This window comes from Bradyrhizobium oligotrophicum (assembly GCF_051168495.1).
GTDB classification, from domain to species: Bacteria; Pseudomonadota; Alphaproteobacteria; order Rhizobiales; family Xanthobacteraceae; genus Bradyrhizobium; species Bradyrhizobium oligotrophicum_A.
This window is the reverse complement of record NZ_JBNPVB010000023.1, coordinates 1-16,437: the sequence shown is the minus strand read 5'-3', so window position 1 is coordinate 16,437 and position 16,437 is coordinate 1. Positions and strand designations below refer to the sequence as shown.

The following is a 16,437-nucleotide window of genomic DNA, read 5'->3' as shown; positions in this document are numbered from 1 at the left end:
AGCGTCCATCGCGCTCGCGGCCATCGGGCTGGTTCAGGTGCCCGTCGCTATCGTCTGGGACCTACGCCTCCGGCGTCATTCCCGTTCGCGCTTCAGCCGCATCGACATCATGAAGCGGCCGGCCGGATGGATGCTGACGGATGTCTCGAAGCAGGCGCCGCCGCTGTCGAGATAGTGCCTGATGATGCGCAGTCCCGCCGTTCCCCGGTCGACCCGAAGCGGCGGTGCGAGTTCGTCAGGGATCAGCACCGGCTCGATGTCCTGGCGGATTTCCGCGGCGCGGCGGCCGAAGCGCGCCTCGATGAGATCGCTGATCAGCACGTCCGGCGCCGCGCGGACGCTGTCGCGCAGGCTCTCATAGGCGGCATCGACATACACATCCGTCCAGCCGATCGGCGCCGATCCTGCGTCGCCGTCGAGGCGGAGGCTGGAGATGCGCAGCCAGCGCCGGCCCACCGCGCAACCGAGCATCTTCGCGAGCGGGCGGTCGGCGACGACGTCCGCAATCTCCTGCACCACGCGGGTGTGCGTGGCGCCGAACTGGACGAGATCGGCCACCGACGTCAGTGACGGCCGATAGCCGCCTTGCGCCGGCGTGGCGGCTTCGACCCGGGTCCCGAGCTTCTTCTTGCGGGAGACCAGCCCAAGGTCCTGCAACTCCTTGATGGCGGCGCGCACCGTGTGGCGGCTGGCGCCGTAATGGTCGCACAGCTCGAACTCGGTCGGCAGCACCGAGCCGACTGGAAAACGCCCGCTGGCAATTCCCTCCGCCAGGTCGCGTGCGACCCGGGCATAGCGCGTTTCGCTCATGAACATTCCGCCCAAACAAATCCGACTGCCACGCTATCACCCCTTGACTTCATGTCCGGACATAAATTACGAAGGATTATGTCCGGACATAATACCCGGCACGAGGAACACCCCATGGACCGATCGGCCTCCCCTGCAGCCACCACCGTCTTCGATTCTCTGCTGTTTCGCGATGCCTTCGGCACGCCGCGCATGCGCGCAGTGTTCTCCGATCATGCGCTGATCTCCCGCTACGTCGAGGTCGAGATCGCGCTGGCCAAGGCCGAGGCGCGTTGCGGGGTCATTCCGCAGCAGGCCGCCGACGACATCGCGCGGCTGACGGACATCGCCGCGTTCGATCTCGACCTGCTGCGCCAGGAGACCGACATCGTCGGCTACCCGATTCTGCCGCTGGTCCACCAGATGGTGAAGCAGTGCGGCGACGCCGGCCGCTACGTGCATTGGGGCGCGACCACGCAGGACATCATGGATACCGCAGTGATCCTGCAGGTGCGCGCCGGACTGGAGATCATCGAAGCCGATATCGCCGAGCTCAGGCGCATCCTGGCCGACCTGTCGCGGCGCTATCGCGACACCCCGATGGCCGGCCGCACCCATCTGCAGCAGGCGCTCCCCGTGACCTTCGGCTACAAGACGGCGATCTGGCTCGCGATGTTCGATCGCCACGCCGAGCGTCTCGCTCAGCTCAAGCCGCGCGTTCTCGTCGGCGAGTTCGCCGGCGCCGCCGGCACGCTCGCATCGCTCGGCGACAAGGGCCTCGAAGTGCAGGCCGCGCTCTGCGCCGAGCTCGGGCTCGGCGTTCCCGTCTCGACCTGGCACGTCGCGCGCGACGGGCTTGCTGAGGTCGTGAACTTCTTCGGTCTGGTCACCGGCTCGCTCGGCAAGATCGCGCTGGACATCATGATCATGGCCTCGACCGAGTTCGCCGAGGTCTACGAGCCCTTCGTCAAGGGGCGGGGCGCGTCCTCGACCATGCCGCAGAAGCGCAACCCGATCTCCTCGGAGCTGATGCTCGCAGCCTGCAAGGGCGTGCGCCAGCATGCGGGCCTGATGCTGGACGCTATGGTCCAGGATTTCGAGCGCGCCACCGGCCCGTGGCACGCCGAATGGATGGCGATCCCCGAGAGCTTCGTGCTCACCGCCGGCGCGCTGCACCAGGCGAAGTTCGCGCTCGGCGGCCTGATCGTCGACGAGAAGCGGATGGCCGACAATCTCGACATCAGCCGCGGCCTGATCGTGGCCGAGGCTGTCATGATGGGCCTGGCGCCGCAGATCGGGCGGCAGCAGGCGCATGACGTCGTCTACGACGCCTGCCGCGTCGTCAACGAAAACGGCGGCACACTCGCCGACGCCCTTGCCGCGAGTCCGGAGGTGGCCGGCCGCATCGACCGCGCCACCATCGACCGCCTGACGTCCCCTCGCAACTATCTCGGCCTTGCGCCCGAGATGGTCGACCGCGTGCTCGGCGCCGACGAGCGCCGGGGCTGACGATCGACGACGAGCGCAATCAAGCGCTCGCGTCCGCCGCATCGACACTGTTGGCCCTGGCCAGGAGCCGGGAATGGCAGAGTCATGGCCAAATTCGAAAAGGGAGGTTGGAATGTCTGTTGCTGTCGCGTCGGCGTCACCGCCGGCGAGGAAGGCGCTGTGGAAGAATCTCGGTGTCCAGGTCGTCATCGCGATGATCCTCGGCGCGCTGGTCGGATTGCTGTTTCCGTCCTTTGCCGCCCAGCTCAAGATCCTCGGCGACATCTTCCTGCGGCTGATCAAGACCGCGGTCGCGCCTCTGGTGTTCCTCTGCGTCGTCATCGGCGTCGTGTCGGCCGGCGACTTCAAGCGGATCGGCAAGGTCGGCCTGGTTGCGATGCTGTATTTCGAGATCGTGTCGTCGATCGCGCTCGCCTTCGGCCTCGTGGCCGGCAATTTGCTCGGTATCGGCCAGGGCATGTCGGCGACGACGGCGGCGTCGGGCGTCAAGCCGCCGTCGGCCGCCGGCGCGCCGCATTCGACGCTGGAGTTCATCCTCAACATCTTTCCCGACAATTTCGTCGGCGCCTTCGCAAGGGGCGAACTGCTGCAGGTGCTGGTAATCGCCCTGATCTTCGGCGCGGCGCTGCTGCATCTCAAGGAAAGCAAGCGGCTGCCGATCGAGCGCGGGCTCAACGCCATCTCGGACGTCTTCTTCGAGTTCATCCATCTGATCATGTGGGTTGCGCCGATCGGCACCTTCGGTGCGGTCGCCTTTGCCGTCGGCTCGAGCGGGACCGCGGTGCTGCTGTCGTTGATCTATCTGGTGCTCAGCTTCTACGCCGTCGTCATCCTGTTCATCGTCGTGGTGCTCGGCGGCATCTGCGCGATGTTCCGGATCAATATCCTCAGCTTCCTTGCCTTCATCAAGGACGAGATCTTCATCGTGCTCGGCACCGCGTCGTCGGAGAGCGTGCTGCCGCGCCTGCTGGAGAAGCTGCCGGCCTACGGCTGCTCGAAGCAGAGCGTCGGCCTGGTGCTGCCGACCGGCTATGCCTTCAATCTCGACGGCACGTCGATCTACATGTCCATGGGCATTCTGTTCCTGGCCAATGCCTACAACGTGCCGCTCGACTTCAGCCAGCAGCTCGGCATTCTCGCCATCATGCTGCTGACCTCCAAGGGCGCCGCGACCGTCTCCGGCGGCAGCTTCGTGGTGTTCGCGGCAACGGTGGCGGCGACCGGCGTCCTGCCGCTGGAAGGTCTCGCCGTGCTGTTCGGCGTCTACCGCTTCATGTCGATTGCGATCGCGACCACCAACGTGATCGGCAACAGCGTCGCCACGGTCGTGACGGCGAAGATCTGCGGCGAGTTCGACGAGACGTTGCTGTCGCGGACCCTGCGCGAGGAGATGGCCTGAGTGGGAATGCCGTCATGCCGAATCGCTTCATGACCGTTTCCGCCGGGCGGTTCGTCTCCGTCTTCGCGGGATGGCCGTCAGCGTGGCATCCGCTCGGCGGCGGCGGCCCCGGTCCGACGACCGTGGCCGCCACCGGATGCCGAGGATGACATCTTCCCGCCGAACGTGCTATTCAGCCACCGCGATGGCGCGCGAGGCGTTGGCGCCGAGGGGCTGGCCCATGCGAGGCTTCGGGACCATGGTCCCACGGGCACTTTCCCGCGGGGTACTTTCCCACCGAACGTCTGGCCGACCGGAGATCGACTGGGACTCGCGCAGCGATCATTCACGATAGACCCTGCTCGGTCACCTCCCGAAGTACTGGCGCCATGTTGGACCAAACCCAAACGACAGTCGAGCAAGGGCGAGGTCCTCGGCAGGGAGGCGTCATCGACGCCTCGTCCCGGCTGGACCGGCCGTCCGGCATCGAGCGGCGCTGGACGCCCCGGATCATCGTGCTGAGCGGCCTCGTGCTGGCGCTGCTGTGCGATGCCTTCGTGGCGCACATGCTGTCCGTCAACTATTGGGAGACCTATCGGACGACCGAAACCGCGAACGGCGATCTCGCCCGCGCGCTCGAAGAATACATGTTGCGCAACATCCAGGGCGTCGACGTGCTGCTCAGCACGACGATCGACAGTCTGGCGCAGAATCCATCCCTGCTCACGCATGGCAATCCGGCCCTGGTCAACGAGCTTAAGCGCAGGATCGCGCCATACCCGGTCGCGAGCGGACTCGTCGTTCTCGATGCGGAGGGAAATCTGCTCGGTGACAGTGCGGGGAACGGCGTTCCCGGCCGCGAGAACAATTTCGCGGATCGCGACTATTTCAAGGTCCAGCGAGACGATCCAGGCCGCGGTCTCTTCATCGATGTGCCGACGTCCGCGCGCGTCAACCAGATTCGTTTCATTGCAGTGAGCCGGGCCTTCTCGACCGCGGACGGACGTTTCGGCGGCGTCGTCTTCGTGCCGATCGACTACGAGAATCTCCGGCAGTTCTTTCTATCGCTGAACGTGGGGCAGCGCGGCACCGTGACGCTGTATCGTGACGACGGCACGATCCTGATTCGCACGCCGAACGCGGACGAGTTCGCCGGTCGCGACGCTCGATCGAACCGCCTGTTCACGCATTTTCTTCCCCAAACGCCTCACGGGAGCTTCGAAGGAAGCGGAATGACGGACGGGGTCTCGCGCAGCATCAGCTATCGGCGGGTCGCCGGCTTGCCGCTGGTGGTGACCGTGGCGCGCCATCCGGTCGAGTATCTGGCCGGTTGGAAGAACAATGCGCTGTACTACAGCGCCGCCGCCGCGGGGCTCAATCTGCTGATCATCGGCTTCGGCCTCGGACTTGCGCGGCAATGGCAGCTCCGCGCGACCTCGGAACAGGCCCTCCGGGACAATCTCGAGCAGCACCAGCTGGTCACCGAAAACGTGCCCGCACTGATCGTCCATGTCGATGCCGATGGCCATATCCGCTACGCCAACCGTGTGGCGCGCGAGTGGTATGCCGAGGCTCCGGCCGAGGCCGTCCGCAGCCGCAGGATCGACAATTTCATCGATCCCGTGCGCGCGGATGAGGTGAAGCTGCGGATTGCGGCGGCGCTCGCCGGGCGAACCATCGGCGGCGAGGAGAAGGTGGCGTTTCCCGACGGCCGTGAACGCTGGTGCCAGACCATTCGGGTGCCGGATCGCGGCCAGGACGGCACGGTGCGCGGCTATTTCGTGCTGTCGGTCGACATCACCGAGCGCAAGCGCATCGAGGATGAACTGCGCCAGGCGCAGAAGATGGAGGCCATCGGACAGCTGGCCGGAGGCATCGCGCACGACTCCAACAACATGCTGGCGGCGACCCTCGGCAACCTCGACATGCTGCTCGACACGTTGCCGACGGCCGATACCTCCTGCCGCGGCATGGCCGAGCGGGCGATCGAGGCGGCGGAGCGGGTCGCCGATCTGAACCGCCGCCTGCTCGCCTTCGCCCGCAAGCAGACGCTGCAGCCGCAGCTCACCGACGTCAACCAGCTGGTCGGCGGAATGACGACGATCCTGCAGCGGACGCTCGGCGAGAACATCGAGGTCGACGTGGCGCAGGATCCGCAATTGTGGCACTGCCTGATCGATCCGACACAATTGCAGAATGCGCTGCTCAACCTGGCCCTCAACGCACGCGATGCGATGGCGGGTGGCGGGCGCCTGACGATCGCGACCGGGAACGCCGTGCTCGATCAGCCGCTCGATGACGGCGACGAACGCATCGTCCCGGGTGACTATGTGACGATCGCGGTGTCGGACATGGGGATCGGGATGCCGCCCCACGTCGCCCGCCGCGCCTTCGAACCGTTCTTCACGACCAAGGAGTTCGGCAAGGGCAGCGGGCTCGGCCTCAGCATGGTCTATGGCTTTGCGCGGCAGTCGGGTGGCACCGCGGTGATAGCGAGCCAGGAGGGGAAGGGGACGCGCGTCACATTGTATCTGCCGAGCGCGGGACCGGGACCGTCCGCCCGGCCCGGCGCCGGCGCCGAGCGGCTGTCGCGACCAGAGACCGGCGAACGGATTCTCGTGGTGGAGGACAACCCCCTGGTCGGCGCCATGGCGACCACCATGCTGTCCGCAATGGGATACAGCCCGGTCGTCGTCGTCAATGCCGGCTTGGCGATCACCCAATTGGAACGGCAGGACCGGGTCTCGCTGCTGCTGACCGACATCATGTTGCCTAGCGACATGACCGGCATCGATCTCGCGCGCGAGGTGCGCCGCAGATGGCCCGACCTGCCCATCCTCTTCATGTCCGGCTTCGCGGATCCCTCCCTGGTGCCCGAGGATTTTCGTGCCAATACGAAACTTCTCACGAAACCATTTCGTCTGGGTCAGTTGTCGGAAGCAATCGTGTTCGCCCTGGGTGGCTCGAAAAGGTGAACCCCCTTCGCCCCTTCCGCGGGCGACGGTTCAGGAGTGCGTGCCTTCGGATCGTCGCGCGACGGACGCGATCTTGATCTTGGATACCTTGAAGTTCTCATGAAGCGCGCGCACACAACCTGACTGGACCTTCACATTCGCTCCAGTCAGGGAGATCTGCCGGTGAATCTCTACGCCAAGCTCCTGGAGCGCAACGCCGCGTGCCGCCCCATCAAGGTGGGTCTGATCGGCGCCGGAAAGTTTGGCGCCATGTATCTGCATCAGGTTCTTCGCACGCCGGGAATCCATCTCGTCGGCATCGCCGATCTGTCGCCGGCACGGGCGAGCGAAAACCTGCGGCGCGTAGGCTGGAGCGAGGAGCGTTACGCGGCGTCCTCCCTCGATGACGCGTTGAAGCATGGCACGACCTTGCTGACCGACGACTGGCAGACCTTGGTCGCATGTGAAGCAATCGACGTCATCGCCGAATGCACCGGCAACCCCGTGGCCGCGGTCGTACATTGTCTCGCGGCGTTCGCCGCCGGCAAGCCGGTCATCAACGTCACCGTCGAGGCCGACGCATTCTGCGGGCCGATTCTGGCGCACAAGGCCAAGCAAGCCGGCGTCGTCTACAGCCTCGCCTATGGCGATCAGCCGGCGCTCGCCTGCGATCTCGTCGATTGGGCGCGGGCCTGCGGCTTTCCCGTGGTCGCGGCCGGGCGCGGTCACAAATGGCTGCCGCACTATCGGGAGTCGACGCCGGAGACGGTGTGGGATCATTGGGGCCTGACCGCGGATCAGGCGGCGCGCGGCGGCATGAATCCGAAGATGTTCAACGCGTTTCTCGACGGATCCAAGCCGGCGATCGAATCCGCGGCGATCGCGAATGCGACCGGGCTCGAAGCGCCGTCGCAGGGGCTTGCCTTCCCGCCGGGCGCGGTCGACGACATTCCGACCTTGATGCGCCCGCGCGCAGAGGGAGGCGTGCTGGAGGCCAAGGGGCAGGTCGAGGTCGTGTCCTGCCTCACGCCGGACGGACGGCCGATCGCCAACGACATCCGCAAGGGCGTCTGGGTCTGTTTCGAAGGCGACAGCGACTACATCCGCAACTGCTTCGAGGAGTACAACGTCGTCACCGATCCGAGCGGCCGCTACATGTGCTCCTACAAGAAATGGCATCTGATCGGTCTTGAGCTCGGCATCTCCGTGGCATCGGTCGCGTTGCGGCGCGAGCCGACCGGCATCGCGATCTGCTTCAATGCCGACGTCGCCGCGACCGCGAAGCGCGATCTGAAGCCCGGCGACATTCTCGACGGCGAAGGGGGCTACACCGTTTTCGGCAAGCTCACGCCGGCAGAGCGGTCGTTGGCCGAGGGGTATCTTCCACTCGGGCTCGCTCATCAGGTGCGCCTGGTCCGGCCCGTCGCCAAGGATGCGTGCATCACCTGGTCGGACGTCGCGATCGACGACACTCTGCCGGCGGTCCGCCTGCGCCGCGAGCAGGAGGCCCTCTATGCGCCGACCTTCAGCCGGCATGCGTGACGGCGCGCTACAACGCGACCATCGGCGCCCGCGCGCATTCTGGACGGCCACCAGATTGTCGGATAACCAGACGGAATGCGTCTCGATGATGATCGTTCGACGATGGTTGCGCTGCGGGAGCGGCTGCAACAGCCGGGGCGGATGAATCGAGAGAAGTCGGAGAGCTTGCCATGAACGCCAACGTCAAACTGCCTGCCGCCAAGGGTGTCTTCATCGACAACAATTGGCAACCGGCGCAATCGGGCCGGACCATCGCGATGCTGGCGCCGGCGACCGGACAGGTGATCGCCTCGATCGCGGCCGGCGACGCGCCGGACATCGATCTCGCCGTCGCTGCCGCGCGCCGCGCGCTCGACGGTCCGTGGGGCCGGCTCGCGGCGGTGGAGCGCGGTCGTCTGCTGTCGAAGCTCGGCCGCCTCGTCGAGGACCATGCGGAGGAGCTGGCGAAACTCGAAGCGGCCGACACCGGCAAGCCGATGAAGCAGGCCAAGGCCGACGTCGTCGCGGTCGCGCGCTATTTCGAATATTACGGCGGCGCCGCCGACAAGGTGCATGGCGACACCATCCCGTTCCTCGACGGCTTCTTCGTCACCACGGTCTACGAGCCGCTCGGCGTCACCGGACACATCATTCCCTGGAATTATCCCGGCCAGATGTTCGGCCGCACCGTCGCGCCGGCGCTGGCGATGGGCAATGCGACCGTGATCAAGCCGGCCGAGGAGGCCTGCCTGGTGCCGCTGCGGCTGGCGGAGCTTGCCGCCGAAGCCGGCTTCCCGGCGGGCGCGATCAACGTCGTGCCCGGTCTCGGCGAGGAGGCTGGCGCTGCGCTGTCGGCGCATGACGGCATCGACTTCCTCTCCTTCACCGGCAGCCCCGAGGTCGGCACCCTGGTGCAGACGGCGGCGGCCAGGAACCACATCGGCTGCACGCTCGAGCTCGGCGGCAAGTCGCCGCAGATCGTGTTTGCTGACGCCGACCTCGACGCGGCGCTGACCTCGGTCGCGGCGGCCATCGTGCAGAATGCCGGCCAGACCTGCTCGGCCGGCTCGCGCGTGCTGGTGGAGCGCACGATCTGGGACCGCTTCCTGGCCGAGCTGACGCTGCGCTTCGAGAGGATCACGGCCGGCACGCCGGAGATGGATCTCGACCTCGGCCCGGTCATCAGCGCGGTGCAGAAGAAGCGCATCGAGAACATGCTGGCGCGCGCCGAATCCGGCGGCGCCAAGCGCGTCGCCTCCGGCAAGATCGCCGCGGGCGTGCCCAGCGAAGGCTTCTACGTCGCGCCCGCGCTCTATCAGCATGTCGCGCGCGACTCCGAACTGGCGCGCGAGGAGGTGTTCGGCCCGGTGCTGGCGGCGATGCCGTTCGACGACGAGGCCGATGCGATCAGGCTCGCCAACGACACCGAATTCGGCCTAGTCGCCGGCGTCTGGTCGGGCGACGGTTCGCGCGCGATGCGCGTCGCGCGCAAGGTCCGGGTCGGTCAGATGTTCGTCAACGGCTACGGCGCCGGCGGCGGCATCGAGCTGCCGTTCGGCGGCATGAAGAAATCGGGCCATGGCCGCGAGAAGGGATTCGAGGCGCTGTATGAGCTGGCGGCGATGAAGACCCTGATCGTCAAGCACGGCTGAGATGGATCGCAGCGAAGCGTTGAACCAGGAGACGCGCGGATGAGTGACGACAACGAGTTGTTCGAGAAGGGCCTGAAGGTCCGGCGCGAGGTGCTGGGCGCGGACTACGTCGATGCCAGCCTCGCCAAGGCCGACGACTTCATGATGGCGTTCCAGCACATCACCACCGAGATCTGCTGGGGCTATGCCTGGACCCGGCCCGGTCTCGATCGGCGCACCCGCAGCATCGTCAATCTCGCGATGCTGACGGCGCTGAGCAAGCCGAGCGAATTGAAGCTGCACGTCAAGGGCGCGCTCACCAACGGCGTCACGGTCGAGGAGATCAAGGAGATCCTGCTGCACGCCACCGTCTATTGCGGCATTCCCGCAGGCCTCGAAGCCTTCAAGGCCGCGCACGAGGTGCTGGTCGCGGAAGGCGCCATCGCCAGGAAAGACGGCGCCAAGGACGGCGCATGAGCGCGCCGAAGACGATCCTGTTCGTCGGCATCGGCAACATGGGCTGGCCGATGGCCGCGCGCCTGATCGGCGCCGGCTTTGCGGTCGCCGTCAACGATGCCGTCGCTGGGCGGGCTACTGATTTCGTCGCCAAGGTCGGCGGCGTCGAGGCCGGCGATCTCGCCGCCGCTGCTGATCAGGCCGACGTCATCATCACGATGCTGCCGACCAGCACCCATGTCGCCAGCGCCGTCGCCGGGTTGCGCGACGGTCTGAGAAAAGATCACATCGTGATCGACATGAGCTCCGGCGCGCCGGCGGCGACGCAGGCGATCGCGGCCGATCTCGCGCCGCTCGGCGTGACCGTGCTCGATGCGCCCGTCAGCGGCGGCGTGCCGCGCGCGGTGACGGGCGAGCTTGCGATCATGGCGGGCGGTGAGCCGGCCGCGCTCGACCGCGTCGAGCCCGTGCTGCGGGCCATGGGTACCACGATCCACCGCATCGGCGGGCTCGGTTCGGGGCAGGCGATGAAGGCGCTCAACAACCTCGTCTCGGCCGGCGGCTTCCTGATCGGCATCGAGGCGCTCCTGATCGGCCAGCAGTTCGGCATCGATCCGGCGCTGATGACCGACGTGCTCAACGCCTCGACCGGCATGAACAATTCGACGCAGAAGAAGTTCAAGCAGTTCGTGCTGTCGCGCAAGTTCGACAGCGGCTTCGGCCTCGACCTGATGGTCAAGGACCTGTCGATCGCGCTCGAGGTCGCGCGCGCCACTGGCGTCGCCGCGCCGTTCTCCAACCTCTGCCGCGAGCTGAGCGCCAGCGCGCAAGGCCTGCTCGGACCGGGCCAGGACCACACCGCGTTGGCGAAACTGAGCGAGGCGCTGGCCGGCATCGCGCTGAAGGCCTGATGCCGCCCGTCGCGAGGTTCTGCCCCGCTATGACAAGGCGCGCGACTTCTGCGCGCGGAACTGCGCCGGCGTGACGCCGACCGCCTTGCGGAAGGCTTTGGTGAAGTTCGCCTGCGAGGAGAAGCCGGCCGAGAGGGCGATCTCGCCGATCTGGCAGTCGTCGTCGAGCAGCCGCATCTTCGCCACCGCGAGGCGCTCGTCGCTGACGAATTTGTGCGGCGGAGATCCCGTCGCCAGCCGGAAGCTGCGGGCGAAATGCGCCGGGCTCATGCAGGCGACGGCCGCCATCTGGCTGACGGTGAGCTCGGTGTCGACATTGTCGCGGATGAACGCGACCACCCGCGCGAGCCGGCGGGAATCCAGCGGCTTGTCGATCGGGCGCGCCGGCGACAGCGCGCCGACGGCGGAATATTTATGGACCAGATGCGCCGAGAGCGCATGGCCCAGCGCCTCCATCAGCAAGCGGCCGGACGCGCTCTCACAGTTGAGTTCCTGCAGGATCTGGCTGGCGATCTGATCGATCAGCGCGTCCTGGGCAACGGCCTCGTAGCGCAGCTCCACCCGCCGGGGATCGATGTCGAGATCGCGCAGCATCGTGTCCTCGAACGGCCGGCCCGGCAGGAAGATGTGCAGCACGTCCTCCATCGGCTCGGCGATGTCGATGTATTCCTCGGTGATGCCGGACGGGCAGAGCCAGACCGTGCCGGGCTGGCCGCGCGTCACCTGGCGCAGGCCGCTGCCGACGCGACCGACCAGGCCGCGGCCGCGCAGCAGCACCGCGATCTCCGTATCGCGCGGCGTCAGCGGCGGCAGCACGCCGGCGGCGTGACTCCAGCGCTCGACCAGAAGGTTCGACCAGCCGCGCTCGCGTGATGACTGCCGCATGCGGCCGGTGACGTATTTGTCGGCCGAGTGCCCGAGTAGCTGGCCCATCGCACTCCTCCCTGCGCATCGCCACGCGTGATGCGTGACGTCGCACTGCCGAAATACCGAAGCATGATCGTTGGGCAATTTTCGTGCCCATTGTTGGGGGCGCGCCCTGGACCCGTCAAGCCGCGAAATCGACGGCCGCAGCAACAAAGTTCGGCAGCCCGCCGCAATCGCGGGCTGTTGCGGCGTCATCGTGCGTCGCTGCGCGGCACTCAGCCCCGCTGCCGCTGCGTTGCGGTATGATGAGCCGGCGCCAATCTCCGCAGGACAGGAACAATGTTCCGCAGGCGAGGAAAATCGCGGGCCCTCGCCGTTTGGCAGACTGTGGCTCGACATGATCGTTCCCCGAGGAGAACCGAGATGGCCACGCGCATCGTCGTTGGTGCTTGCCCGCATGATTGTCCCGATACGTGTTCGATCCTCACCACGGTCGAGGACGGCAAGGCCGTCGCCGTCAGGGGCAACCCCGATCACCCCTTCACCCGGGGCCGGCTGTGCGTGAAGGTCAACAACTACGAGGAGCGTGTCTATAGCGAGCAGCGTGTGCTGTATCCGATGAAGCGGGTCGGTCCGAAGGGCAGCGGCAGCTTCAGCCGCATCTCGTGGGACGACGCGCTGAGCGAGATCGCCGCGCGCTGGAAGGCGATCATCGCCGAAAGCGGCGCCGAGGCGATCCTGCCTTACAGCTATCTCGGCACCCAGGGCATCATCAACGGCCTCAATGTCGGCGATCCCTTGTTCAACAAGCTCGGCGCCTCGGTCTCGGAGCGCACCTTCTGCGATTCCGGGGCATGCACCGCCTACATGATGACGATCGGCCACACGCCGGGCGTCGATCCCGAAAGCTTCGTGCATTCCAAATACATCATCCTGTGGGCCTGCAACACGCTCAGCACCAACTCGCATCATTGGCCGTTCATCGACCAGGCGAAGAAGAACGGCGCCAGGCTGGTGGTGATCGACCCGGTGAAGACGCGCACGGCGGCCCTCGCCGACTGGCACATCCAGATCCGCCCGGGCACGGATTGCGCGCTGGCGCTGGCGATGATGCACGTCATCATCAAGGAGAAGCTGGTCGACCGCGACTACATCGATCGCCACACGATCGGCTTCGACGAGCTCGCAGCGCGCGTGGAGGAGTATACGCCGGAGTTCGCCGCCGCCGAGACCGGCATTGCGGTCGAGGATATCGTCAGGCTCGCGCGCGACTATGCGGCGACGCCGCCTGCCGTGATCCGCATCGGCGTCGCCGTCGAGCGTCATGCCGGCGGCGGACAGACCGTGCGCGCGATTGCCTGCCTGCCGGCGCTGATCGGCGCCTGGAGGCATGTCGGCGGCGGCCTGCTGCAACTGCCGATCTGGGCCTTCCCGGTGAACTGGCCGACCCTGATGCGCCCCGACCTGCAGCCGCCGAAGATGCGCGTCATCAACAGCTGGCGGCTCGGCGCGGCGCTGACCGGCGATCTGCCCGAGGGCCCGCCGATCCGCGCGCTGTTCGTCTACAACGCCAACCCGATGGCGATGGTCACCGAGCAGGACAGGCTCGAGCGCGGTCTGTCGCGCGAGGATCTGTTCACGGTGGTCAGCGAGCACTTCCTGACCGACACCGCGAAATATGCCGACATCGTGCTGCCGGCGACCACCCAGCTCGAGCAGAAGGACATCATGTTCTCCTGGGGCCACCTCTATCTGTCCTACAACAATCCGGCGATCGCGCCGCTCGGCGAGGCGGTATCGAACACCGAGCTGTTCCGGCGGCTCGCCGCGGCAATCGGCATCGACGATCCGTTCTTCTTCCGCTCCGACGACGAGATGATCGAAGCGTCGATGGATTGGAGCAATCCGGCGCTCGCGGGAATCAGCCTCGAGCAGCTGAAGGCGACCGGCTTCGCGCGGCTGGCGCTGCAGACGGCGGACGACTGGGCGCCGCATCGCGACGGCAATTTTCCGACGCCCTCCGGCAAATGCGAGTTCAAGGCGAGCATGGCCGAGGCCGGCAATTTCGTCGTGCCGCTGTTCCGGCAAGGCTACGGCGCCGATCAGGCGGGCGAGCCGGTCGATCCGCTGCCGCACTACATCGCGCCGAACGAGAGCGGTCGCACGGCGCGGGCCAAGGCCGCGCAGTTCCCGCTGAGCCTGATCTCGCCGAAGAGCCACGCCTTCCTGAACTCCAACTACGGCAATCTGCCGGCGCAGCAGGCGTTGGCCGGCGAGCAGCAGATGGTGATCCTGCATCCCGGCGATGCGGCATCGCGCGGGATCGAAGCGGGCAGCCCGATCCGCGTCTTCAACGAGCGCGGCGCCTTCGAGGCCTTCGCCACCCTGTCGGCGGACGTCATGCCGGGTGTGGTGGTCGCACCGGCCGGCTATTGGCACCGCTCCAACCGCAAGGGCGCCACCGTCCACGCGGTGACCTCGCCGGCCTTCGCCGATCTCGGCCGCGCGCCGACCTTCTCCGACGTGCTCGTGCAGGTGGCGGCGACCTAGCCCGCAGGACCTACAACCGGAGAATGAATTGATGGCCTATGTCGTAACGGATCTCTGCAGCGGCTGCCGCTATACCGAGTGCGTCAGCGTCTGCCCCGTCGAGTGCTTCCACATCGATGACACGATGACCTACATCGATCCGCAGCACTGTATCGACTGCGGCGGCTGCGTGCCGGTGTGCCCGGTCGGGGCGATCAAGCCGGCGCATCGGTTGTCGCCCGACAAGGCGGAATGGATCGAGATCAATCGGCGGCGCGCCGCCGAGACGCCGGTCGTCACCGGCCGGTTGCCGCCGCTTCCCGGCGCGGACGCGCGCAAGCGCGCCATCCTCTCATGACCATCGACGAAGCCGCGTCGCGCCATCGCGTCGCGATCATCGGCGGTGGACCGAGCGGCTTCTACGCCGCGGAGGCACTGCTGCGATCCGGACAGCCGGTCGATGTCGACATGTTCGAGCGTCTGCCGGTTCCGTACGGGCTGGTGCGTTTCGGCGTCGCGCCCGACCATCCGAAGCTGAAACAGGTGACGCGGGTGTTCGACCGCATCGCCGAGATGCCGGGCTTCCGCTTCTTCGGCGGCGTCGAACTCGGCGGGGCGCTCACGATCGATGCCCTTCGCGCCTGCTATCACGCCGTCGTCCTTGCCACCGGCGCTGCCGTCGACCGGCGCCTCGATGTGCCCGGCGAGACGCTGCAGGGCTGCCATACGGCCGGTGACTTCGTCGGCTGGTACAACGGCCATCCGGACTTCCGGCATCTGCAGTTCGATCTCGGTGTCGAACGGGCGGTCGTCATCGGCCATGGCAACGTCGCGCTCGACATCGCGCGCATCCTCGCCAAGACCGCCGACGAGTTGCGCCAGACCGACATCGCCGCGCATGCGCTCGACGTGCTGGCCGAGAGTCGGATTCGCGAGATCCATGTGATCGGACGGCGCGGGCCGCACCGCACCCGCTTTGCCGCCAAGGAGCTTTCGGAGTTTGCCGACCTTTCGGATTGCGAGCCGGTGGTCGATGCCGGTGACCTCGCCGCGGTCTCCTTCCCCGCCGCGGACGATGACGACGCGGCGAGTCTCGCGCTGCTGCGGGAGTTTGCCGCGCGCCCGGTCACGAGGCGGCGGCGCTGCGTGTTCGCCTTCGATCTGAGCCCGCAGGAGATCGAAGGCACGGGGCGTGTCGAGCGCATCTGGCTCGATCATCATCCGGAGCACCCCGCTGGGGGGGCGCCGCGACGGGTGGCCCTCGCGTGCGGCCTCGTCATCACCAGCATCGGCCGGCGGGCCGCGCCGATCGGCGGCATTCCCTACGACGACCGCCACGGTGTTCATGCCAATGTCGTGGGACGCATCATAGCCGAGGGCGCGGCCGTGCCCGGTCTGTATGTCTGCGGCTGGGGCAAGCGCGGTCCGCAGGGGACGATCGGCACCAACCGGGCCTGCAGCGTCGAAACCATCGCCCATCTGCTGTCGGATCTGCCGCAGCTTGCCGTGCCGCCGCGTCATCCGGACAGCCTGCTCGGCGGCGTCGCCATCCCGCGCCATGTCGATTATCGTGGCTGGGGCCGCATCGACGCTGCGGAGGTGGTGCGCGGCAGGCCGAGCGGCAAGCCGCGCGAGAAGCTCGTGGCCGTCGACGAGATGTTTGCCGCCGCGGCCGGCTGAAGCGTCGCCGATTGCGCGGCGGCTCGGGTGCGACCGCGCGGGGGCCATCGTTCAGGACGAGGCGCCGGGCGCCGCGGCGGATCGGCGGATGAATATTTTGATTGCTGTTTTTCGGAAATCATGCTTATATGCCGACAACCCGCCTCGTGCAGAGGGACGTACGCGTCGTCACGATACGTGGAGGTGGGCTGCGATGGACGTGACGGCTGTGC

12 protein-coding genes are annotated in these 16,437 nt (G+C 67.0%); 10 read left to right on the top strand and 2 right to left on the bottom strand.

All coding sequences use genetic code 11. From position 1 onward, the window contains the following. Positions 1–75 precede the first annotated feature (75 nt). A complete protein-coding gene (locus ACQR1B_RS31085; RefSeq protein ID WP_434834691.1) occupies positions 76–810 on the bottom strand; it encodes a GntR family transcriptional regulator in 735 nt (244 codons plus the stop codon). 114 nt (positions 811–924) lie between these two features. Between ACQR1B_RS31085 and pcaB the strand changes: the two genes are divergently transcribed. The 7 genes from pcaB to ACQR1B_RS31050 all read left to right on the top strand — a co-directional run bounded on the left by pcaB (position 925) and on the right by ACQR1B_RS31050 (position 11,149). Further along, on the top strand, positions 925–2,298 hold the full coding sequence (gene pcaB, locus ACQR1B_RS31080; RefSeq protein ID WP_434834690.1) for a 3-carboxy-cis,cis-muconate cycloisomerase: 1,374 nt from the start codon (positions 925–927) through the stop codon (positions 2,296–2,298). Positions 2,299–2,410: 112 nt separating this feature from the next. After that, a complete protein-coding gene (locus ACQR1B_RS31075; RefSeq protein WP_434834689.1) occupies positions 2,411–3,697 on the top strand; it encodes a cation:dicarboxylate symporter family transporter in 1,287 nt (428 codons plus the stop codon). A 368-nt stretch (positions 3,698–4,065) separates the two neighbouring features. Next, positions 4,066–6,651, top strand: a complete 2,586-nt coding sequence (locus tag ACQR1B_RS31070) for an ATP-binding protein (RefSeq protein WP_434834688.1) — start codon at positions 4,066–4,068, stop codon at positions 6,649–6,651. A gap of 162 nt (positions 6,652–6,813) precedes the next feature. Further along, entirely contained in the window at positions 6,814–8,172 is a 1,359-nt protein-coding gene (locus ACQR1B_RS31065) for an NAD(P)H-dependent oxidoreductase (protein ID WP_434834687.1), read from the top strand. A 170-nt stretch (positions 8,173–8,342) separates the two neighbouring features. Continuing rightward, positions 8,343–9,803, top strand: coding sequence for an aldehyde dehydrogenase family protein (locus ACQR1B_RS31060; protein WP_434834686.1), 1,461 nt, complete (start codon positions 8,343–8,345; stop codon positions 9,801–9,803). Positions 9,804–9,842: 39 nt separating this feature from the next. Then, on the top strand, positions 9,843–10,259 hold the full coding sequence (locus tag ACQR1B_RS31055; protein WP_434834685.1) for a carboxymuconolactone decarboxylase family protein: 417 nt from the start codon (positions 9,843–9,845) through the stop codon (positions 10,257–10,259). Next, positions 10,256–11,149 carry an NAD(P)-dependent oxidoreductase gene (locus tag ACQR1B_RS31050; protein WP_434834684.1) on the top strand — a complete coding sequence of 298 codons (894 nt, stop codon included), beginning with the start codon at positions 10,256–10,258 and terminating at the stop codon, positions 11,147–11,149. Before ACQR1B_RS31055 ends, ACQR1B_RS31050 begins: the two co-directional genes overlap by 4 nt. 27 nt (positions 11,150–11,176) lie before the next feature. Here ACQR1B_RS31050 and ACQR1B_RS31045 read toward each other — a convergent pair whose 3' ends face one another. Next, positions 11,177–12,082 carry a helix-turn-helix domain-containing protein gene (locus ACQR1B_RS31045; RefSeq protein WP_434834683.1) on the bottom strand — a complete coding sequence of 302 codons (906 nt, stop codon included), beginning with the start codon at positions 12,080–12,082 and terminating at the stop codon, positions 11,177–11,179. A gap of 357 nt (positions 12,083–12,439) precedes the next feature. Here ACQR1B_RS31045 and ACQR1B_RS31040 point away from each other — a divergent pair, with 357 nt between their 5' ends. The 3 genes from ACQR1B_RS31040 to ACQR1B_RS31030 are packed head-to-tail and all read left to right on the top strand — an operon-like array spanning position 12,440 to position 16,225. Continuing rightward, positions 12,440–14,566 (top strand): molybdopterin-containing oxidoreductase family protein, encoded by a 2,127-nt coding sequence (locus tag ACQR1B_RS31040; RefSeq protein ID WP_434834682.1) that lies wholly within the window; start codon positions 12,440–12,442, stop codon positions 14,564–14,566. A 31-nt stretch (positions 14,567–14,597) separates the two neighbouring features. After that, entirely contained in the window at positions 14,598–14,903 is a 306-nt protein-coding gene (locus tag ACQR1B_RS31035; protein ID WP_434834681.1) for a 4Fe-4S dicluster domain-containing protein, read from the top strand. Beyond that, entirely contained in the window at positions 14,900–16,225 is a 1,326-nt protein-coding gene (locus ACQR1B_RS31030; RefSeq protein ID WP_434834680.1) for an FAD-dependent oxidoreductase, read from the top strand. Before ACQR1B_RS31035 ends, ACQR1B_RS31030 begins: the two co-directional genes overlap by 4 nt. Positions 16,226–16,437 lie beyond the last annotated feature (212 nt).

What these genes read in the sequence shown, in the direction of transcription:
- ACQR1B_RS31040 (WP_434834682.1), top strand. Translation starts at nt 12,440, where the DNA reads ATGGCCACGCGCATCGTCGTTGGTGCTTGCCCGCATGATTGTCCCGAT.
- ACQR1B_RS31035 (WP_434834681.1), top strand. Translation starts at nt 14,598, where the DNA reads ATGGCCTATGTCGTAACGGATCTCTGCAGCGGCTGCCGCTATACCGAG.
- ACQR1B_RS31045 (WP_434834683.1), bottom strand. Translation starts at nt 12,082, where the DNA reads ATGGGCCAGCTACTCGGGCACTCGGCCGACAAATACGTCACCGGCCGC.
- pcaB (WP_434834690.1), top strand. Translation starts at nt 925, where the DNA reads ATGGACCGATCGGCCTCCCCTGCAGCCACCACCGTCTTCGATTCTCTG.
- ACQR1B_RS31050 (WP_434834684.1), top strand. Translation starts at nt 10,256, where the DNA reads ATGAGCGCGCCGAAGACGATCCTGTTCGTCGGCATCGGCAACATGGGC.
- ACQR1B_RS31030 (WP_434834680.1), top strand. Translation starts at nt 14,900, where the DNA reads ATGACCATCGACGAAGCCGCGTCGCGCCATCGCGTCGCGATCATCGGC.
- ACQR1B_RS31060 (WP_434834686.1), top strand. Translation starts at nt 8,343, where the DNA reads ATGAACGCCAACGTCAAACTGCCTGCCGCCAAGGGTGTCTTCATCGAC.
- ACQR1B_RS31070 (WP_434834688.1), top strand. Translation starts at nt 4,066, where the DNA reads ATGTTGGACCAAACCCAAACGACAGTCGAGCAAGGGCGAGGTCCTCGG.
- ACQR1B_RS31075 (WP_434834689.1), top strand. Translation starts at nt 2,411, where the DNA reads ATGTCTGTTGCTGTCGCGTCGGCGTCACCGCCGGCGAGGAAGGCGCTG.
- ACQR1B_RS31055 (WP_434834685.1), top strand. Translation starts at nt 9,843, where the DNA reads ATGAGTGACGACAACGAGTTGTTCGAGAAGGGCCTGAAGGTCCGGCGC.
- ACQR1B_RS31085 (WP_434834691.1), bottom strand. Translation starts at nt 810, where the DNA reads ATGAGCGAAACGCGCTATGCCCGGGTCGCACGCGACCTGGCGGAGGGA.